The 20,188-nt window shown below is 63.6% G+C and carries 20 protein-coding genes; 6 read left to right on the top strand and 14 right to left on the bottom strand.

Annotation, left to right across the window (positions count from 1 at the left end; all coding sequences use genetic code 11):
* The first annotated feature begins 150 nt into the window (after positions 1-150).
* From G404_RS0107520 to G404_RS0107510, 3 genes are all read left to right on the top strand, one after another.
* Positions 151-1,317, top strand: a complete 1,167-nt coding sequence (locus tag G404_RS0107520; RefSeq protein WP_028640540.1) for an MFS transporter — start codon at positions 151-153, stop codon at positions 1,315-1,317.
* A 141-nt stretch (positions 1,318-1,458) separates the two neighbouring features.
* The gene (locus tag G404_RS0107515; protein ID WP_028640539.1) at positions 1,459-3,762 is read left to right on the top strand and encodes a TonB-dependent receptor; all 2,304 of its coding nucleotides are present in this window, start codon (positions 1,459-1,461) and stop codon (positions 3,760-3,762) included.
* A 164-nt stretch (positions 3,763-3,926) separates the two neighbouring features.
* The gene (locus G404_RS0107510) at positions 3,927-4,325 is read left to right on the top strand and encodes a hypothetical protein (protein ID WP_028640538.1); all 399 of its coding nucleotides are present in this window, start codon (positions 3,927-3,929) and stop codon (positions 4,323-4,325) included.
* Between the two features lie 18 nt (positions 4,326-4,343).
* Here the strand turns inward: G404_RS0107510 and G404_RS0107505 are convergent, their stop codons facing one another.
* The 4 genes from G404_RS0107505 to G404_RS0107490 form a co-directional block, all read right to left on the bottom strand.
* Complete coding sequence (locus tag G404_RS0107505; protein ID WP_028640537.1) at positions 4,344-4,772, bottom strand: hypothetical protein; 429 nt, start codon at positions 4,770-4,772, stop codon at positions 4,344-4,346.
* Positions 4,769-5,608, bottom strand: a complete 840-nt coding sequence (locus G404_RS0107500; RefSeq protein WP_156906229.1) for a hypothetical protein — start codon at positions 5,606-5,608, stop codon at positions 4,769-4,771. The genes G404_RS0107505 and G404_RS0107500 overlap by 4 nt, the downstream gene beginning before the upstream one ends.
* Before the next feature lie 93 nt (positions 5,609-5,701).
* Positions 5,702-9,289 (bottom strand): ABC transporter permease/M1 family aminopeptidase, encoded by a 3,588-nt coding sequence (locus G404_RS0107495; protein ID WP_028640535.1) that lies wholly within the window; start codon positions 9,287-9,289, stop codon positions 5,702-5,704.
* A gap of 153 nt (positions 9,290-9,442) precedes the next feature.
* Entirely contained in the window at positions 9,443-10,330 is an 888-nt protein-coding gene (locus G404_RS0107490; RefSeq protein ID WP_028640534.1) for an ABC transporter ATP-binding protein, read from the bottom strand.
* A gap of 136 nt (positions 10,331-10,466) precedes the next feature.
* On the opposite strand from G404_RS0107490, the gene G404_RS0107485 reads away from it, so the two are divergent.
* Entirely contained in the window at positions 10,467-10,859 is a 393-nt protein-coding gene (locus G404_RS0107485; protein ID WP_028640533.1) for a VOC family protein, read from the top strand.
* Here the strand turns inward: G404_RS0107485 and G404_RS0107480 are convergent, their stop codons facing one another.
* Together G404_RS0107480 and G404_RS0107475 are read right to left on the bottom strand one after the other, a co-directional pair.
* Positions 10,860-11,864, bottom strand: a complete 1,005-nt coding sequence (locus tag G404_RS0107480; protein WP_169719694.1) for an AraC family transcriptional regulator — start codon at positions 11,862-11,864, stop codon at positions 10,860-10,862.
* 39 nt (positions 11,865-11,903) lie between these two features.
* Complete coding sequence (locus G404_RS0107475) at positions 11,904-12,791, bottom strand: fumarylacetoacetate hydrolase family protein (protein WP_028640531.1); 888 nt, start codon at positions 12,789-12,791, stop codon at positions 11,904-11,906.
* Positions 12,792-12,919: 128 nt separating this feature from the next.
* Between G404_RS0107475 and G404_RS0107470 the strand changes: the two genes are divergently transcribed.
* Positions 12,920-13,723 carry an acetoacetate decarboxylase family protein gene (locus G404_RS0107470; RefSeq protein WP_028640530.1) on the top strand — a complete coding sequence of 268 codons (804 nt, stop codon included), beginning with the start codon at positions 12,920-12,922 and terminating at the stop codon, positions 13,721-13,723.
* A 26-nt stretch (positions 13,724-13,749) separates the two neighbouring features.
* Here G404_RS0107470 and G404_RS0107465 read toward each other — a convergent pair whose 3' ends face one another.
* Both G404_RS0107465 and G404_RS0107460 read right to left on the bottom strand, forming a co-directional pair.
* Positions 13,750-14,655, bottom strand: a complete 906-nt coding sequence (locus G404_RS0107465; RefSeq protein ID WP_028640529.1) for a pirin family protein — start codon at positions 14,653-14,655, stop codon at positions 13,750-13,752.
* 44 nt (positions 14,656-14,699) lie between these two features.
* Positions 14,700-15,398: a pirin family protein gene (locus G404_RS0107460; protein WP_028640528.1), complete on the bottom strand. Its 699-nt coding sequence runs from the start codon at positions 15,396-15,398 to the stop codon at positions 14,700-14,702.
* Between the two features lie 114 nt (positions 15,399-15,512).
* Between G404_RS0107460 and G404_RS0107455 the strand changes: the two genes are divergently transcribed.
* A complete protein-coding gene (locus G404_RS0107455) occupies positions 15,513-16,430 on the top strand; it encodes a LysR family transcriptional regulator (RefSeq protein ID WP_028640527.1) in 918 nt (305 codons plus the stop codon).
* A 3-nt stretch (positions 16,431-16,433) separates the two neighbouring features.
* Here G404_RS0107455 and G404_RS19810 read toward each other — a convergent pair whose 3' ends face one another.
* From G404_RS19810 to G404_RS0107425, 6 genes are all read right to left on the bottom strand, one after another.
* Positions 16,434-16,928 (bottom strand): DUF1003 domain-containing protein, encoded by a 495-nt coding sequence (locus G404_RS19810; protein WP_051280353.1) that lies wholly within the window; start codon positions 16,926-16,928, stop codon positions 16,434-16,436.
* 27 nt (positions 16,929-16,955) lie between these two features.
* Positions 16,956-17,102: a lmo0937 family membrane protein gene (locus tag G404_RS20325; RefSeq protein ID WP_156906228.1), complete on the bottom strand. Its 147-nt coding sequence runs from the start codon at positions 17,100-17,102 to the stop codon at positions 16,956-16,958.
* Between the two features lie 28 nt (positions 17,103-17,130).
* Positions 17,131-17,307 (bottom strand): CsbD family protein, encoded by a 177-nt coding sequence (locus G404_RS18425; protein ID WP_036520710.1) that lies wholly within the window; start codon positions 17,305-17,307, stop codon positions 17,131-17,133.
* 19 nt (positions 17,308-17,326) lie between these two features.
* The gene (locus G404_RS19805) at positions 17,327-17,692 is read right to left on the bottom strand and encodes a hypothetical protein (protein WP_156906227.1); all 366 of its coding nucleotides are present in this window, start codon (positions 17,690-17,692) and stop codon (positions 17,327-17,329) included.
* A 34-nt stretch (positions 17,693-17,726) separates the two neighbouring features.
* Positions 17,727-18,407: a hypothetical protein gene (locus G404_RS18415; RefSeq protein WP_051280350.1), complete on the bottom strand. Its 681-nt coding sequence runs from the start codon at positions 18,405-18,407 to the stop codon at positions 17,727-17,729.
* Positions 18,408-18,566: 159 nt separating this feature from the next.
* The gene (locus tag G404_RS0107425; protein ID WP_028640526.1) at positions 18,567-20,186 is read right to left on the bottom strand and encodes a trimethylamine N-oxide permease; all 1,620 of its coding nucleotides are present in this window, start codon (positions 20,184-20,186) and stop codon (positions 18,567-18,569) included.
* Positions 20,187-20,188: the final 2 nt, after the last annotated feature.

Genomic DNA, 20,188 nt, shown 5'->3' with positions numbered 1-20,188 from the left:
GGACGAATTGATCAATACGATCATTTTTTGATATTTTTGATCAATATGGACCAAGGCGGCGCCGCCGCTTGGCCGTTTGTGACAAGCCGGACGGGGTGCATGATGTCAGGTATGATCCGGGCGAAATCATCCACAGCACACAGGACGCGCATGACACAACGGCGACCACGCGAAATCAACGTCAACGGCTGGCCTGCGATTGTCAGCGCGGTTGTGCTTGGCACGATTGGCGTGCTGTCGTTCATCATCCAGCCGGGCGTCGTGCAGGGTTATGTCGAACACCTGCATGTGTCGGACGCGCGCGCGGTCGATCTGGTCGGGCTGGAAATGCTGGGCGTGGCGCTGGCCACGGTGTTCATGGCGCTGATCGGCACGCGGATCGACTGGCGCGTGATCACCGCGGCCGGGCTGCTGATCGCGGCGGCCGGCGATGCAAGCTCGGCCGGGGCCACACATGGCGATCTGTTCGGCTGGCTGCGGCTGATCGCGGGGTTTGGCGAAGGGATCATCATTTCGATCAGCTTCACCTTTGTCGGGATCACCGCCAAGGCCGAACGCAATGTTGCGCTCTATCTGGTGCTGCTGCTGACATATGGCGCGTTCGGGCTGTGGTATCTGCCGGTGATCCTGAACCGGATCGATATCGCCGGGCTGTTCACGGTCTTTGCAGGGCTGTCGGTGGTGGCGTTGATAACCGTGCCGTTTGTGCCGCATGGCTATGGCGCGGGCAGCGGTGCGCGCCCCGGGGTGCGGCAATTGCCCAACGCGATGCTGGCCGTGGCACTGGCGGCGGTGCTGGCCTACAATGTGGCGCAGGGCATTGCCTGGGCGGTGCTGTTCCTGGTCGGCACCAGCGCGGGCCTGGCCGAACAGTCGGTGGCCAATGCACTGTTCGCTTCGCAGGCGCTGGCTGTGGGGGGTGCGCTGGCGTCGGTGTTTCTGGCCGAACGGCTGCACCGCGATGTCGCGATTGCCGGGGGCATCCTGGGTGGCGCTGCCAGCATTGCGCTGCTGCTGGGCACGCCCGGGCTGGTGCTGTTCACCGTCGGGGTCTGCGGGTTCAACATCCTGTGGAATTTTGTCCTGCCCTTTATCCTGGGCCGGATCGGCGATTTCGATGCCAGCGGACGGATGATGTCGTTTGCGGTGGCGATGCAGATGATCGGGCTGGGCGGCGGCCCGCTGATCGCCGCGCCGCTGATCGACGGCAAAAGCTTTCGCGTGGTCGAACTGGTGTGCATCGCGCTGTTTGTCGTCAGCTTTGCGCTGCTGCGCATTCCGACACTGGCGCATCGCCGGCTGCACGCGCCTGCCTGAACCCGGTTTTCCCGGGCAATTGGCCGCATCTGGCAAGTGCGCACCGGCATTGCGCCGCATGGTGTGATTTCGGGGCGCACACAAGCGCCCGATCGGGTGTGGCCCGCAGCCAGCACCGATCATGCGGGGAGTTATTGCACCATGACACTCAAACGGATCCTTGCCACGCAGACCGCGCTGGCGGCGCTGGCCACCGCGATCATGCCGCAGGCGGCGCGCGCCGCAGACCCGGCGCCGCAGGCCGCGGCCGCAGCGCCCGACATCGGCGAAATCGTGGTGACCGCGCAAAAACGCGAACAGAGCGCGCAAAAGATCGGCATTGCCGTGACCGCGCTGGGCAAGGATGCGCTGGCCGCGATCGGTCGCCAGGACGTGACCGCGCTGGCGGGCCAGGTCCCCAACCTCGAGGTCAACCAGTATTCGCCCACGATCACCGTGTTCAACATCCGCGGCGTGTCGCAGAACGATTTCACCGATGCGCAGGAAGCGCCGATCGCGTTCTACGACGATGAAGTCTACATCGCCTCGCTGGGTGCGATCACCGGCATGAATTTCGATCTGGAACGCGCCGAAGTGCTGCGCGGGCCGCAGGGCACGCTGTTTGGCCGCAACGCCACCGGCGGTCTGGTGCAGTTCGTGTCGGCCAAGCCCACCGCCCGGACCGAAGCCTTTGTCACGTTGACCACCGGGTCCTATGGCCAGGTCGCCACCGAAGGCGCGATCAGCGGTGCGCTGGCCGATACCGTGCGCGCGCGGTTTTCGTTCACCACCAACGATTCGGGCGGATACATCACCAACACGCTGGGGCCCAAGCTGGGCAACAACAAATTCTATGGCCTGCGCGGCCAGATCGCCGCCGATCTCAGCCCTGCGGACAAACTGGTGGTCAAGGTCCAGACCTTGCGCAACGACAACGAACGCAATGCCGGGTTGTACAGCTGGGCCGCCGCCTATCCCGACCCCAACAACCATTTCCTGGGCAATTATGCCGCCAATGTGCCGGGCGGAAATCCGGGTGCTGCGGCGGGTGTACCGGGTGCCGCGCAAGGCACCGATGCCAACGGCTATGTCAACCCGTCGGGCAGTCCGTTTGTGCAAAGCGAAGATCGCATGCCCAATTTCAACCGCACATTCTGGGATGTCAGCGCGCGCTACACCCACGATTTCGGAGGGGCAGAGCTGTCCGCGATCAGCGATTACCAGCATCTTAGCAAGGATTACGGCGAAGATTCGGACATGTCGCCGAACGCCATTTTCAACTACGACACGCACCAGCACATGTACCAGCTGTCGCAGGAACTGCGCCTGTCGGGCAAGGCCGATGCGCTGAACTGGGTGACCGGGCTTTACGCCATGAACATCCACACCACCAACCAGTACCAGGTGGTCAGCCCGGCAGGCACCTATCCCGGCATCGGCACGCTGAACTATGGCGGGTCGCAGAACACCACATCGCTGGCGGGGTTTGCACAGCTTGAATACGCCGTCGCGCCGACCGTGTCGCTGATCGGGGGGCTGCGCTATTCGCACGATCGCAAACATATCGAATTCCAGGACTATGAAGACGGCGCGCTGGTGTTCGACTGGGCCACGACCATTCCCGATGTTGCCAATCTGCGCTTTGCCACGTTCAACAACTGGTCGGGCAAGGCCGAGGTGGATTACAAACCCAACGGCACCACGCTGATCTATGCGTCGGTCAACCGCGGTACCAAGGCCGGCGGGTTCGGCACGGTGTCGTCGCCGGTGCCCTATACCGACAGCGCCGCCACCTCTGCGGCCACCGGCGCGCCGCTGGTGCAGGCGATCCCGTTCGGCCAGGAAGTGCTGACCAACTGGGAAGGCGGGTTCAAGCTGAGCCTGCTGAACCGCACCACCCATTTCAACGGATCGGTGTTCTTCTACAACTATCAGGGATATCAGGCGTTCCAGAACATCGGGGTAAACCAGTATATCTCGAACCATCAGGCCTATGAACACGGGGCCGAGTTCGAATTCGACACCCGCCCGGTCAAGGGCCTGTATCTGGGCACGTTCGTGACGTTCCTGTCGTCGACGGTGAAAAACATCACCCTGCCCGATGGCACGCTGGCCGATCGCCTGCTGCCGCAGGCGCCCGATTTTTCGCTGGGGTGGCAGGTGCATTACCAGTTCCCGGTCGGCCCCGGCCAGGTGACGCTGGGCACCGACTGGAAACACGAATCCGGCAGCTATTTCGAAACCAACAACGCGCCCGACGATTACGAACCGGGCCGCACGCTGGGCAATGTGCGCATCAGCTATGCGGTGATGGACGGCAAAGTCGAAGTGGCCGGCTTCGTCAACAATGTCACCAACAAGTGGTACCGCATTTATAACCTTGATCTGTCGGGGCTTTTGGGTGCGACCAACCAGACGTATGCGAAACCGCGCACCTGGGGCGCCAGCATAACGCTGCACTACTGATCGCCCCCTCCTTTCCACCCTTGACGGCGCGCCGGGATAACCGGCGCGCCGCTTTTTGTGGGCGAACGGTTCGTTCAGACATCGCGCGTATGATCAGGCGGTGTCCGGGTGGCTGGTGCTCCATCTGCGCCAGCCCTGCCGCAAGCACCCACCAGGCGATTTCAATGACCCAGGACAGCTTTGAAGATGCGTGCGATCGCCTTTCGCAAGGCATCGACGCCGTGCAGTTTGAACGCCTGCGCTGGTCAAAGACCGAGGGGCCCATGCTGGCCCGCCTCGTCGAACTGGTGCACCTGGCCATCGCCGATCGTGATGAATTCGAATTGAGCGAAGAAGGTGCCAGCAGCGACATCAAGCGGTTTGTGCTCAAGGTGCACGCCAACCGCGTGGCAGGCATCGTCATCCGGCTCGACAACGGCCGGGCCAGCGTGGCCATCGAGGACATCAGCCGCAGCCGTTATGCCATCACCCCGGCAGAACCGGTTACCGCCGATTTCGCCCAGGCAGATGCGCAGTGGATGGCAACAGCCCTCAAGACGCTGTTTGGCCGCATCCGGTTTTAGGATCGGGCCAAGACCCCGTCAAAAATCGCCCGACAGGGTCTTGATCTTGCCGAACAGCGCCTGGGCCGCTGCCGGCGTCGGGGCCGCAGCCAGCGCAAGCACCGCAACACCCACGTCCAGGATATGGCCGATGGTCGTGAACAATTTCGAGGTGTCATCGATCTGCTGGATCGCTGCATCGGCATTGGCCGTAACCGCCTCGAGTTGTGCGACCGCATCGGCGTTATCGGCCAATGCATCGATCACCGAATCTGCCGACAGGTTCGTCGCAAGTGCGGTCAAACTGTTGACTTGTGCCTGCAGACGCGCGGTGGTCTGATCCCACAACAGCCCGGCCGGATCGGGGGCCGATGGCCGCGGTCCCAGCTTGATCTGGGCGCCCAATGCCTGATGCGCGGCGCTTTCCGCCAGATCCGCCAGGCCCTGTATGTCATCGGCAACACTCATTTGCCCCCTCCCTTGCCAAATGCAGTGTTCACGGCATCAAGATTGGTTTTCAACTGGCTGACATCGTCGCGCAATTTCAAGACAAGTTGTTCGGCCGTCAGATCGCTTTTTGACGATGCCAAAGTATCGAGCGCCGCATTGATATTGCCCAGCGCGCCCTGATAGCTGGCGATGGCCGCCTGCTTGGCCTGGATCGTCTGGAGGCGATGGCAATATTCCAGCGCCAACAGGAAATTGGCACCCTTGGGAAAATCCACCGACTTCGGACCGTCGACGCAACGTGCCGCCGGGTCGGGCCCCAGACTGCCCTCGGCATATGTCACGAATTGGCTGGTCAACGCGTCCTGTTCGGCCCTGAGGCTGGTCGACAGGCTGTGTGGAACGCGATTGCCGAGCATGGCCACCAGCGTTTTCGCCTGGGGCACGCCCTGGTCGATCATCGTGCGCAGCGCCTTTTCGCGCGCGGCCTCGGTAAACAGCGTTGCGATCGTTTCGGCCAGGCCAGAGGCCGCGCTGACCTGCCCCTGATTGATCCCGGGGATGGCACTGACCGAGGCGGTAAGATTATCAAGCCCCGTTTTCACCGTGAACGACTGCGCACCAGCGGCGTCGCCAAGTGCCGAAAAATATGTCGTCAGCAACGTGTCAGTCGCGATCAGTCCCTTGGTCGATTTTTCCGAATCCGCGCATTGCAACGCCGGATTGAACTGTTCTTGCCTGATGCAGGTCGACGTCAGTTCGTTGCTGACACTGTCCAGACTGCTCGACGCGGTGACCAAAGTCGCCGACAGGGCCTGCACCGTCTGAAGGTTCTTGCACCCTGAAAGTGCAAGCAAACTTGTTGCAACAAGCACATAGCGCAATTTCATCGCCAATCCCCCGATTAATATCCGAGTCGCGCGGCGATAAAGACTATATACTGAAACGCGCTAGTCGACCCCAACAATATTGTCATCACTGTTGCGATCAATGAACGTGTTATAGGGATCGATCCCGGCAAACAGGGGCTTTGCCGAGGTAATCAGCGTAAACGTCTGCACTCCGCCTGTTACCGGATAGCGCTTGCGCATCAGCACGTTGTGCGCGCCGAATTCGGCCTTGCCCGGGCGCGCGGTAAACAGGCCGATGTCGACACTCTGGTGCAGGGCAGCAGGCGTTTCGTGCCCTTTGCCATCGGCATAGGCCTTTTCTGCGCGCACGGTCAACACGGTCTGCCAGCGGCCATCGGGCAATTTGCGGGTCTGGGCGTGTTGCGCCTTGAAGTCGTAGACCGTGATCCGTTCCAGCGTGTCGGCAACCAGTTCGTGTTCTTCGGCATTGCGCGCCAGGCCCTCGAACCCCGCCACCAGATCGGTGCTGCTGGCAAAGGGTGCGCCTTTGAAGCGGTATTTGGCCAGGATCGTGCGCAACATGGCATTGACCCGATCCTCGCCCAGCCGGTCCTGCAGCAGGTACAGCGCAACCGCGCCCTTGCGGTAATGGATATAACCCTGATTTTCGACGCGCATCAGCGGCTGTTCCTCCAGCCGTTCGCCACCGCGTGAACGCAGATAGGAATCAAGCTCGTACTGCAGGAAGCGGCGAATCTTGTCCTCGCCATAGCGGTGCTTCATCACCATCAGCGCGGAATATTGCGCCAGCGTTTCCACCATCAGCGTGCCGCCCTGGCGGTCGGCCGATACGACCTGGTGGCCCCAATACTGGTGGCCCAGTTCGTGCGAGGCGACATATGTGGCGTAATCGATATTCGAAGGATTGCGAAAATCGCCCAGAAAGCCGATGTTTTCCGAATAAGGCATCGTGCCGGCAAAGGCCTGCGCAAACGAGGCATAGCCGGGAAATTCGACAATCCGCGCGTAATCGAACTGATAGGGGCCGAAGTTCGCGCGATAATAGCGCAGCGCATTGTCAAACGCATCGAGCATGCGATCGACATTGTAGGGATGCGCCGGATCGTAGTAGACCGACAGCGTCACCCCGTCGCTCATCCGGCTTTTCACCGCATAGCGCGCCGACTGGATCGACCAGAAATTCAGGATCGGCGCGGTGGACACGAACCGCGCGCTGCGCCGGCCCTGTGCGGTCACATCGCTGACCCGCTTGCCCGGCGCCACCGGGGTCTGGTCGGCATCGGTGGTCAGCGTGATGTCGCTCGTCACCCAGTCGGCATTTTCGATATAGTTGTAGGCCAGCGCGCCCTGGTCTTCGAGCCTGGCCATGCGCAGTTCGCTCGGCAGCCCATATTTGCGCCGCCTGATCGGATCGTTCAGGAACATGTTGCGATGGATGCCGATGACCGGCGCAATTTCGCTGTTGTCGAGGAATGTGCCGTTGGCGACCAGCCGCTGGTCGTCGCCCTTGGCATTGATCCCGCGTTGCCAGCGGCGCACCTTGAACGCCATCGTGGCCGTGGCGCCAGGGGCCAACGGCTGATCGAACCGATATGTCCGCACCTGGTGCCCATCGTCATTGGCAAGCATGTGCGCGCCGGTAATCGACAGCGCCAGAATGTCGCGCGCATGTTCGGGCACGACCAGATGGACATCGCGGATCGGCACGGTCGTCCGGTTGATCAGCGCATATGTGCCCGATGCTTCCATCAGCCGATCGTGCGGGTGCAGATCGACCGCCATGCGGATCGTGATGACCGACGGTTCGGGCGCGTGTTCAAGATGCAGGTACAGCTTTTCCGCATCGGCCAGTTGTCGATCGGTGTCGAGCGTGGTTTCATACACGTTGAGCCCGTTGGTCTGGTGATACAGCCAGAGCCCGGTGGCGCCCATCACCACCAGTGCGGCCACCGCCACCAGCCCCGCCCCGCCGCGCGCGCGCACCAGCGCAAAGCGCAGCCGCGGCGCAAAACGCGTTTCGGTTCCGCGCCGCCACAACAGGTGCGCCACCGTCAGCATGATGACCAGAAACGCCACCCAATACAGCCGGAACCACCAGCCCGCCGTGCCGCCCACCGCATCGCCGTTCATGTCCGACAGCGGATTGGGGCCGGTGCTGCCATATTGATAAAGCGGATGCTGGAACCCCAACGGGTTCATCACGCTGATCACCACGAAATAGACCAGCAGCAGCCCCCAGCCGACATATTTGTTGGGCGCAAGCACTTGCAAAACCAGCGCCATGCCAGCGATCAGCGCCATGTCGACCACGCTTGGCAACAGGAACCACAGCACGTATTCGCCGGGATTGAGCGCGGTGAAGCCCTTGGCCAGCTGCACCAGCATGGCTGCCAGCACGCCCACCACCATTGTTGCAAACAGCACCGAGACCAGGGCCAGAAACTTGGGCACCAGTTGCGCCCAGTTGGGCAGCGCCGTGGCATCGATGATTTCGTGCATGCGCCGGTCACGATCGCGCCAGACCAGTTCGCCGGCATAGAACCCGGCGATGATCAGCGGGGCAAGCGCATAGGCACCTTGCAAATCGCGGATCAGAACGAAAGTGGCGGGATACGTCGGGGTGCCATACATCCCCGAAGGCACCAGCATGGACGCCACCGCATTGAGCAGCCCCACCAGCAACAACACAAAGAACGCCGGGCTGCCCAGGATCAGCCGCATTTCAAAGCCGATCTGGGTGAACAGGCGCGGCCAGCGCGACGCAACCTGATCGGGCGCGGGCAACACGCCCACGCGCTGTGGCACCACCGCCTCGATCCGCGCCGCCTTGCGCGCCAGACGCGCATGCTTGCGCGCCGATATCGACGCCACGCCGAAACGGAACCGCCACCACGCGAGCGCCAGCGCGGTCAGCGCCACGGCCGACCAGATCAGGCGATTGACCAGCACGACGCCTGCCATCGGCACCATCTGGCTGTTGGCCTCGGCCGCGGTCCAGTACCGCGTTACCAGCCCGACCGCGGCCAATCCGAAGCTGTCGGTCAGCGCGGCAATCTCGCGCCAGTCGGGATTGGTCGACAGCACCGCGCGCGAAATGCCGTACAACAGCAGGAACGCCAGCACGCCGACATAGGTCAGCATGACCGAGCGGGTGATCGTCGCCACCGCAAAAAACAGCGCCGATGACAGCAGTAGCGTCGGCAGCACGATCGTGACATAGGGCTGCATGTAAAACGCAAACCGGTTCGGCCCCAGGGTTTCAGGATCGACCCAAGGCATCAGCGATCCGGCAAAGCTGCCCAGCGGCACCGCCAGAAACGCGATGGCCACGACCGCAAACGCCCCGGTAAAGCGCCCGAACAGGTAATCGAACCGGGTGATCCGGGTCGACCGGATAATCGGCCCGAACCCGCTTTCGTCGTCGCGCACGATCACGTTGGCCACAAACGCCGTGCTGACGAACATGAAGAACACCGCCATGATCATCTGGGTCAGCGCCAGACTGAGCGGGCCGTTCTTGTGCACGCTGGAATTGGGATCGCCGATCGTGATCTCGCTGCTGGCCATCGCGCCAAATGTCAGCAGGAAAAACAGCGCGATCACCGCCCAGAACACCGGGCTGCGCAGTTGATAGCGAAATTCAAAGGCGGCAACGCGCGCGAACATGGCGATTATCCCCGAATTCTCAAAATCCGACCTGCCGGCCGCAGACACGCGACATTGTGCCACGCACCGCCCCCCGCCCCCGGAAGAACCGCCCGTCGAAGGTGCGGTCGGGCCCCTGCTGCGGGGCGATACATGGCACTTTCAACACCCCTGTCACGCAGCAAGAGGTGCTGCGGCCACAGGGTGCAGCGCGGCGAAATAGACATCTTCAAGCCCACCTGCGATCACGGCAAAGCCGTCACCCGGATCGTGCGGCGATACCACGTGCACCACCATGCGCCCGCCCGACAGCCGGGTGGAGATGACCCGGTGCCGCTCCATGATCGCCGGCAGATCGGCGCGATCGACCGTGCGGGCCCAGATCGTGCCGTGCATCTGCCCGATCATGTCGACCGGCGCGCCCTGGGCCAGAATGCGCCCGCCGCCCATGATCGCCATGCGCTGGCACAGATCGGTCACGTCTTCGACGATGTGGGTCGACAGGATCACCACCACGTTTTCACCGATCGCAGCCAGAAGATTGAGGAACCGGTTGCGTTCTTCGGGATCGAGCCCGGCGGTGGGTTCATCGACGATGATCAGTCGCGGATTGCCGATCAGCGCCTGCGCAATCCCGAAACGCTGGCGCATCCCGCCCGAAAATCCGGCAATCGCCTTGTTGCGCACGCCCCACAGGTTCACCTGATCGAGCAGCGTTTCCACCGTGGCCTTGCGTTCGCCGCGCCCGGCAATGCCCTTCAGCACCGCCAGATGATCCAGCATCGCATAGGCCGACACGCGCGGATAGACGCCGAAATCCTGCGGCAGGTACCCCAGCGTCTGACGCAAACGTTCGGGCTGGGCGATCACGTCGATATCGCCAAACCGGACACTGCCCGAACTGGGCGCCTGCAACGTCGCGATCGTGCGCATCAGTGTCGATTTGCCCGCGCCGTTGGGCCCCAGCAACCCGAACATGCCGGTGGGAATGGTCAACGTAACATTGTCGAGCGCCCTGACCCCGTTGGCATAGGTGTGCGTGACCGACTGCAATTCGAGCATGTGCGGATATCTTTCCCCAGAAACCGCCCCGATCATCCCGTCTGTCGGGCAAAGGAGTCAAGTTGCCGCGCAAAAAGGAACAACCTTGATCGACGAACGACTTGCGCAATGCAGACAAAGCCCCGATCACTCAGCCATGCCACAAAACCTGAAACTCACAGCGCTCGTGGTTCGCGACTATGACGAAGCCATTGCCTTTTACGTCGGCAAGCTGGGCTTTGAGCTGCGCAGCGACGAGGTTGCAGGCCAGGCCAAACGGTGGGTGGTGGTTGGTCCACCGGGCTCGGACAGCGGCCTGCTGCTGGCCCGCGCCAGCGATGACCGGCAATCACGCGCGATTGGCAACCAGACCGGCGGGCGGGTGTTCCTGTTTCTCGAAACCGACGATTTCGCACGCGATCATGCGTTGTATTGCGCGCGCGGAATAGCGTTTCTCGAACCGCCGCGCATCGAACCTTATGGCACTGTTGCCGTGTTCGAAGATCTTTACGGCAACCGGTGGGACCTGATCGGGCCTGCGCCGGATTGATCAGGTCCTGCCATCGCGGGTCGCGCTTGGCGTATGGCCGAAATGGCGCGCAAAGGCGCGGCTGAAGCTGGCGTTTTCGGCATACCCGACGGCCAGCGCGACATCGGCCACGCTGCGCCCGGTTTCGCGCAGCATGCGCAGCGCCGCAGCCATGCGATGATCATCGCGCAGCGCGCGCCAGCTGTGGCCGCTTGCGCGCAGCCGGCGATGCAGGGTCGGCACCGAAATACCCAGCCGCGCGGCCACTTCGTCCACGTGCGGCGGATGCGCCGGCGGGGCATGGGCGATCATTGCCCGGACCCGGTCGATCACCGTGCCCTCGGCCCCGCTGTCGGCGCGGCGGCGCAAGTGGTCTTCCATGATCGGGTGCAGCACCGGGCTCAGCACGCGCCCGCGGTGCGCCAGATGATGCGCGCCGAATACCAGCAGATTGGTGTCCTGTTCAAAAAACACGTCGCATCCGAAATAGTCGCGATAGACCGCATACGCGCCGACGCGTTCGTGTTCGAAACGCACTTCGCGCAGATCGAGCGCACCGCCTGTGTATTGCCGTGCCAGGCTGAACATCGCGCTGATCGAATATTCGGCATCCTGCCGCCGCTGCGGCAGCGCCGGATCGATCACGCGGTATTCGAACATGGCGTGATCGCCTTCGATCACAAAGCGATTGCGCGATGCCTGCTGCATCGTGTCGAGATAACGGGTGAAACTGCCGAACGCGGTCGCAAGATCGGGCGCGCTGAGAAACAGAAAGCTCAAGGGCCCGATGCTGTCCGATCCGACCAGCCGCCCGGCATGCAATCCGAATGAAGGGTTGCGCGCCAGACTTGCCGCGCGTTCGAAAAAGGTCAGGAATTGCCACAAGGGAATTTCGGTATCGGCACCTTCGATCGCATCGCGATCCAGCCCGAGTTCGGCCAGCAGACCGGCCGCCGACCGCCCGGTCAGTTCAAGGCAATTGGCGACATGGCGCAGAAACTGCGCCGCGATGACAGGTTCGGCCATCGCGGCACCTTGCGGCTGTGCCATGCGCGGATCAAGCGATCACTTGTCTTCCACCGCGGATTCGTAATGCGCAGCGCCCGCCCCGCGGGCCCCGCGTTTACCCCGAAATTCCCAATCGCCACCCATCGCGGTCGAGATCACCTCTTCGGATTCGGTGGGCTGTGCGCCGCAATCGTCGCGGATCGGGGTTGGGCCATGGACAATGGTGTTCGACAGGCGGCCCAGCCCTTCGACTTCGACATCGACCACATCGCCCGGCTGCACCGGCCGGCTGTTGGCCGGCGTACCCGACAACAGCACATCGCCCGGTTCCAGCGTGATGGTGCGCGCAATATCGGCCACCAGATAGTGCATGTCCCATTCCATCTCGCTGGTGTTGCCCTCTTGCCGGACTTCACCGTTGACATAAGTGCGGATCCACTTGTCGCGGAAATCCCACCCGGTGACGAGCCCGGGGCCGATCGGGCACAGCGTGTCAGATCCCTTCACACGCAGCATCGATCCCGCATCGGTATCGCGGAAATCGTGCAGCCCGTAATCGTTGGCCACGCTGTAGCCGGCGATGAAATCGCCCGCCTGATCGGGGGCAATGTTGCGGCAGGTGCGCCCGATGACGATCGCGATCTCGCCTTCATAGTTCAGCCAGTTGCAGCGTTCGGGGCGCACCACTGCACCCTTGTGCGTGTTGAGCGCGGTCAGCGGTTTCTGGAAATAGGTCGGCGCGGGCGGCAGCCTGGTGATGAATTCGCGCACCCGGCTGATATAGTTCAGATGCACACAGATGATCTTTGACGGATTGACCGGGGCCAGATGCACCGCATCGTCGACACCAACGCTGCGCCCGTCGCGCGTGACCAGTTCGTCGCCATGGCGCGTGGCCAGAATGGGATAGCCATCAAGCAGAATGCGGCGATATTCGACGGTCATGGGCTGGGGTCCTTGTCTAACCTGCCCGTGCCATAGCGCGATGTGCGGGCGAAAGGCTTTGGCCGTTGCGGCCAAGCTGCGCCATGGCAATCGGCTAGAAGCAGGCGATCACCGCACGAGGACTATCGATGAGCGATCTTCAGGGCCTGTTCTATCCGCGCACCCCGACCGGCAAGGCCAGCATCGTGCCCCCGGTGCCGTGGCATTATTCGGGCGAGCTGATCACGCTCGAATACCGCACCGACCCCGCCAGGATCGCAGCTCTTCTGCCCGCAGGCTTTTCGCTCGCCGACGAAGACCCCGGCGCGGTCGCGGCAATCTGGGCCGACTGGCAATCGACCGGCGACGATCCGGCGCAGCTGCTCGATCCGGTGCGCGTCCAGTACAAGGAAATGTTCATCGTCGTGCGGTGCAAGTTCCAGGGCCGCACCTGGTCGCGCTGCGTATATATCTGGGTGGACAAGGAATTCGCGATGCTGCGCGGGATCCACCAGGGTTATCCCAAGAAACTGGGCAGCATCCACATGAGCCGCCCGGTCGTGGTGGGCAAGGCCGGACCCCGCCTGGAGCCCGGCGGCACATTCGGGGTGACTTTGGCGGCAAACGACCGGCGCCTGGCCGAAGGGCGCTTTACCATCACCGGCGCCGCGGACAAGCCCGGCTTCGTCAATGGCCTGCCCATGGCGCACAACCGCTGGCTGCCCGCGATCGAAACCGACGGCACGCAAAGCCTGGACGAAGTGGTGACGATGTCCGGCTTTGACGTCGATTTCGGCCGCTGCTTCACCGGCGATTTCGACCTTGGCTATTTCGCTTCGCCGGTCGAGGAACTGCTCGATATCGCCCCGCAGGAAAAAATCGCCGGATACTGGCACGAAGTCGGCGTGTCGTGGCGCGCAGGCACCACGCTGGCGCGCAACACCCTGGCCTGAATGTGCGCGCGATGGGCGGCGCGGTGTCACACGATTCGCGCGCCGGGCACATCAGGCGGCAGGGGGATGAATTCATGTTCGTCGGGCACCGTGTCGAACCGGCCTTCGCGCCAATCGTCCTTGGCCTGCTCGATGCGGTCGGCGCGTGACGAGACGAAGTTCCAGAACACCTGACGCTTTTCGGGAAACGGTTCACCGCCCACCAGCATCAGGCGGCTTGGGGTATCGGCCGCCAGCACAACCGCTGCGCCGGGCTTGAGCACCACGAGTTGCCCGGCCGCAAAGGCGCCGTCCTGCCCTTCAACCCGGATCGTGCCCGTCACCACATAAACCGCGCGTTCCACATGCGTGGCGGCAAAGGCATAGCGCGCCTGCGCGTCCAGCATCAGTTCGGCCAGGATCATGTCGGAGGTGGTGGCCACCGGTGCAATCATGCCGTCGGCTTCGCCTGCCAGCAGCGCCAGCTGTGCGCCGCGATCCCGGGCCACCGGCAGCGTGTGCGCCGGATGATGGTGGAATGCGGGCGCCATTTCCTCGTGCGCAGCAGGCAATGCCACCCACAGCTGGATCGCATGGAGCCCGGCGCCAATCCCGCGCGCGGCAGCAGGGCTGCGTTCGGAATGGACGATCCCGCGCCCGGCGGTCATCCAGTTGACCGCGCCGGGGCGGATCGCCTGCACCGAACCCAGCGAATCGCGGTGCAGAATTTCGCCTTCGATCAGATGGGTGATCGTGGCGAGGCCGATATGCGGGTGCGGCCGCACATCGAGTGCCTGATCCCCAACCAGCCGGATCGGACCCAGCTCATCGAGAAAGATGAACGGCCCGACCATGCGCCGGTGCGCGCTGGGCAGCGCACGCCGGACGGTGAAGCCATCGCCCAGATCGCGCAACGGCGGGACGATCACGGTTTCGATACGCTGTTCGGTCATGGTCAGGCCTTTTGGTCGGGCTCACGCGGGTCGGCAGGGCTTGGCTACAGCGTGTCGACAAGCACGACTTCGGCCTCGTCCAGTGCGGTGATGGTGATCGTTTCCTCGTCCGCGATCGCCACACCGTCACGCGCATTGGCTTCAATGCCATTGACCGCAATGCGCCCGGTGGCCGGCACCAGATATCCCTTGCGCTCTGCCCCCAACGGATAGGTCACCGATTCTCCCGCGCGGATCGTGCCCGCGACCAGCCGCGCTTCGGTGCGGATCGGCAGCGCGTCCTTGTCCTGCGCATAACCGCTGGCCAGAACCACCAGTTGCCCCGACCGATCGCCTTTGGGAAACTGGCGCGCGCCCCAGCCGGGGGCTTCGCCGCGACGGGTCGGCATGATCCAGATCTGGAACAGCGTCGTCGCCTCGTCCTCGATATTGTATTCGGCATGGGTAATCCCGGTGCCGGCGCTCATCACCTGCACATCGCCTGCCGCGGTGCGGCCCTTGTTGCCCAGGCTGTCCTGGTGGGTGATCGCGCCGGTGCGCACATACGTCACGATTTCCATGTCGCGGTGGGGGTGGGGTGGAAATCCGCTTTGCGCCGCGATCGTATCATCGTTCCACACGCGCAAGTTGCCCCACTGCATCCGCGCCGGGTCGTGATAATCGGCAAACGAGAAATGGTGGCGGGCATCCAGCCAACCATGATGCGCATGGCCGATACCGGCAAAGGGCCGCAATTCGATCATCGTAAGTCTCCAGATCGCCGGGATGTGTGTCGCGGCGTGTTGCTGCCAATCTAGGGCTTGGCACGTGGAATAAAATGGCAATGATGGAAATTCACCGATGAAGGAATTTTATCAATGCGCCTGCCCGATCTCGAAGCCTGGGCAATCTTTGCGCAAGTGGTCGATACCGGATCGTTTGCCGCCGCGGCCGACACGCTGGGGCTGTCGCGCCCCACGGTGTCCAAGGCGATCAGCCGGCTAGAAACGCGGCTGGGCGTGCCGCTGCTGCACCGCACCAGCCGCCGTATCGCGCTGACGCAAAGCGGCCGCAGCGCGCTTGACCGTGCGCGCCGCATCCTGGCCGACGGTACCGCGGCCGAGACGCAGGCGCGCGCCGAGGGCGATGTGCCGCGCGGGCTGGTCCGGCTGGCCCTGCCGATGAGCTTTGGATTGCGCCATGTCGTGCCGATCCTGCCCGAATTTCTGGACCGGTACGGCGATGTTGCGGTTGAACTCGATCTGTCCGACGCGCGTGTCGATGTCATCGCGGGCGGGCATGACCTGGTGGTGCGGATTGCCGGGCTGGCGGATTCATCGCTGCGGGCGCGCCGGCTGGGGACCGTGCGGCGCCCGCTGGTGGCAGCCCCCGCCTATATGGCCCGCCACGGCGCACCGACCCATCCGCGTGATCTGTCGGCGCATCATGCGCTGCTCTATACCCAGCTTGACAGCCCCGAAACGTGGCGCTTTTCGCATGCCGACGAAGGCGATTACACCGCCACGGTGCACGGGCGCATGGCGGCCAACAATGCCGACGCGCTGACGCCTGCGCTGCTGGCTGGCCAGGGGCTGGCGGTACAGCCCGATTTCATGGTGTGGGACCATCTCGCCAGCGGCGCGCTGGCCGAAGTGATGCCCGATTGGCGCGTGCCCGATATCGCGCTCAGCCTGGTCACCCCGCCCGGCCGCGAACGCCCGGCGCGGGTGCGCGTGCTGATCGATTTTCTGGCGCGCAAACTGGCACCGGCACCGTGGAACCACGCGATCGGGTGACGATCACGCGCTGCCCTCGCCCATTTCCTTGATCGCCTCGAGCACGGCGGTGGCATCGGACGGCGTCGACATTGCCTGCGCCTGATCGTCGATACGATTGCTGATCGCGGGATTGTCGCGGCGGCTTTCTTCAAGCAGTTCGATAATCTTGGCGATTTTCTGGTCGTTGGCGATCGACAGTTCCAGGATCAGCTGCGCGCGATAATCGGCCAGCTTGTCTTCGCGGCGTTGTGTGGTCAGGATCAACGCGGCGACGACCAGCGCACCGCCCGACATCGCCGTAGCCAGCGCTGCAAACGGAGGCGGGTCGAACGGACGCGCCATCACCAGATTGACCCCGATCCAGCCGCACATCGCCAAACTTAGCACCACGACAAACCCGGGCCAGCCGATCACCGCCGTGGCCCGATCGACCGCGTGCTGCAACAGGCTGGCTTCAAGACGGTGCGCCTGCCGCAGGCGTGCGGTGGTCTGGCCGATTTCGGCCGGATCGATCATAGCCGGAGGCGATGGCGGCATGACCGATCAGCGCAGCCTACCGCGCACAAACCCCACCAGGAACACGATCACCGCCACGACCAGAACCAGGTGGATCAGGCCACCGGCCAGGTGAAACACCAGGAAATCGAGCACCCACAACACCAGCAGTATCCACGCGATGGTATAGAGCATGCATGTTTCCTTGAACGATCGGGCCGGGTCAGGGTTTGTGGCCCGCCGTATCTTTCAGTGCGCCGATCGCGTTCTGGATCTTGCCCGCCAGTTTGTCGGCCTTGCCCTTGGCCTCAAGCCTGGCATCGCCGGTCAGCTTACCCAGGGCTTCTTCAGCCGCGCCCCTCGCTTCCCTGGCGGTTCCGGCAATCCGGTCCTTGTCCATTGTCACGGGTTCCTGTTGGTCAGTGGGTGGGCGATGACGTGCGGGTCTTGCGCATGGCCTGGCCCGGATTGATGCAGTTATCGCGCAAGCGCCCGGTGCACGGGGGATAGGTCTTGTGCATGACAGACACCGGCGGCGGGGTCAGCGCGCCGGTGTAAGGCCCGCCATGGTAGGTCGGATCGGCCGGCATGGCGGCCGGCACCCGGCTGTCGGCTGTGGCAGGCACCGGCGGGACCGCTGCATTGGCCCCCGCCCCGACCGGATTGGCCTGCAATTCCACCGCACCGACCGGATTGGCCACGCTGTTCTGGGCGTGTGCAGGCGATGCGGCGCCTGCCAGCCACAAGGGTACTGCCAACGCAGCGGCAAGAACAAAGTTGGACATCCTTGTATCTCCCTTGTTGGTGCGCCGGACCCCGTCAGTTGTGGGTGGTGGTCACGGTCGCGGTGGTGGTGGTTTTCACCGGAGCCGGGTGTTTGGCGTGATGCACCACCTTGTGATGCAGGTGGTGCACGGGTGTGTGCGACATCGGTGCCGGTTCGTCGTGCTGGGTCAGTTCGACCGTGGTGGTGGTGGGCGCCACGACTGGCGGAGGGGCATTGCGCATGGCGTCGGCCTGCGCATTGGCAGCCGCGCTTGACCGTTCGGCCGCGTCGGCGCGCTGGTTGGCGGCGTCGGTGGCCGCTTCGGCCGAATTGGCGCGCATGTTGGCCATCGTCGCCGATTGCGTGGCGGCGGCCTCGGTCGAGCGCTGGTCATCGCGGCGGGTGCGATCGGCGTCGGTCTTGCGGGCATTGGCCACAACGATCGCCTGATCGGCAAGGTCGCTGGCATGATGCGCAGCGGCCAGCGCCTCGACCTTTTTGTGGTGGGTCAGCAAATCCTGTGCCGACATCAGCGCTTCGCGCGCCTGGCGCTGCATGTCCGGTGCAGCGGTGCCCACGCCGGCCTTGTCGCCGGCGTCGATCTTGCCGCTGGCTTCGGCAATCGCGGCTTCGGCGCGGGTTTCTTCGCCGGCATGCGCGGTGGTGGACAACAGCCCAGCCGCAAGCACGGCAATCAAGCCCAGCGCGGGCGAAGTTTTGAGAATACGGGTCATGGCAAGGCGCTCCAACAGGCGGAGAAGACGCCAGAGCGCCCGCACCCATGGCCCTGTTGAACCGTTGGTCTGGCGGGATCAGGCTCTGGCCTTCGGCCCCCCTTTAGGCGCCTGCCCGATGGCGCATAGGTTCGGAATATACCCCCGGCACCGGCCCGATCAGGGCAAGACCGCCAGCCAGTGGCTGATGGCCACCACGCCAAGCCCCGCAACCACGGTCAGATGCGGCAAATACCCTGCGCCGGTCTTGACCCCCGGTTCGGGTCGCAGGTGCAGATCATCGACCATGTCTTCGGGAAAGCGGCCCTTGTCGACCACGTAATGCCGCCAGGCAAACACCGGCAGGATCAGCGCGACGCAGACAAAGCCGGTATAAAGCGTTCCCTTGCCCAGCATGTCGGCCCCCACCCCCATCAGCGCCAGATTGACGAACGACAGCACCGTGCCGGCCCCCAGCAGCAGCGTCGGCGCGCGATAGGGGCGTTCCCACGATGGCCGATCCATGCGGTGGATCCACGCCGAATTCAGATTGAGAAAGTTGAACAGGATATAGCAGACGTTCGACACGCCAAGCACGAACACATAGTCCGACATCGACAACAGGATCAGGTTGAACCCCAGGTCGGTCCACATCGCCGCGGTTGGCGCACCGGCATGGTTCACCCGGCTGAGATATTTGGGCAGCCAGCCATCCGCAGAAGCCTGGTACAGCGTACGCGAAGACCCCGCCATCGACATGATGATCGCCAGCAGCAGCGCCAGGATCATCATCACCACGATCACATTGCCCACCACCGGACCGGCCTTGATCATGCCGGCCATGGCTTTGCCCACGCCCATGTTGTTGGCAATGTCGGGTGACAGCATGCCGTCAAGCCCCAGCACGCCCTGGAAACTGATCGGCACGAGCGTGAACACCACGATGCACAACAGCCCCGACGCCATGATCGCCTTGAACGTATCGGTGGCCGGATTGCGGAATTCGCGCGTGTAGCACACCGCCGTTTCAAACCCGTAGGTCGACCATGCCGCGACAAACAGTCCGCCCATGAAGATCGAGATGCCCATGGCATTCCAGTGCCCGTTGACCGGGTGCCCGGCACCATCATGGCCCAGCGGCATCACCGGCCAGATATTGTGCCGTGGCAGATCGCCGGTCAGCAACGGCACCAGCCCGATCAGCAGCAGCGGCAACAGCGCCACCACGCCAAGCACGACCTGGGTGCGCGCGGTCGAGCTGATCCCGCGATGCTGGATGGCAAAGGCGATCAACAGGAATGCCGCGCCGATGATCGAGGTTGCGTTGATCCGCAGCGCCAGCCCCGCCTTCAACGCCGACAGATCGACCAGGTTCACCTGCCAGGTGTTGATCGCGGCATCCGCACCAAACAGGATCGACAGCGAAAAGCCCGCCGCCAGTCCCGATCCGATCGCTAGCACCGGCGACCACGCCAGCCAGTTGCACCACACCGAGACCGGCGCAAACAGCTTGGAATAGCGCGCCCAGGCCACCGCGCCATAGACCGAGGCGCCGCCCGACTTGTTGGGAAACAGCCCGGCAATTTCGGCATAGCTGAACGCCTGGATAAACCCGAACAGGATCGACAGCGTCCACACCAGCCACGATGCGGTGCCGACCGTGGCGGCAATCGTGCCGATCGTGAACAGCACCAATGCGGGCACACCGCTGGCGATCCAGAACGCGCCGGTCCAGCTGATCCCGCGTTGCAGGCCGGGGCTGTCGGCGCCGGTCGGGTCGGCTTGCGCCACAGTTGCCATCG

The sequence above is a fragment of the Novosphingobium acidiphilum DSM 19966 genome (assembly GCF_000429005.1).
Lineage (GTDB): Bacteria > Pseudomonadota > Alphaproteobacteria > Sphingomonadales > Sphingomonadaceae > Novosphingobium > Novosphingobium acidiphilum.
The sequence above is the reverse complement of the archived record's forward strand: the minus strand, read 5'-3'. Positions and strand labels throughout refer to the sequence as shown.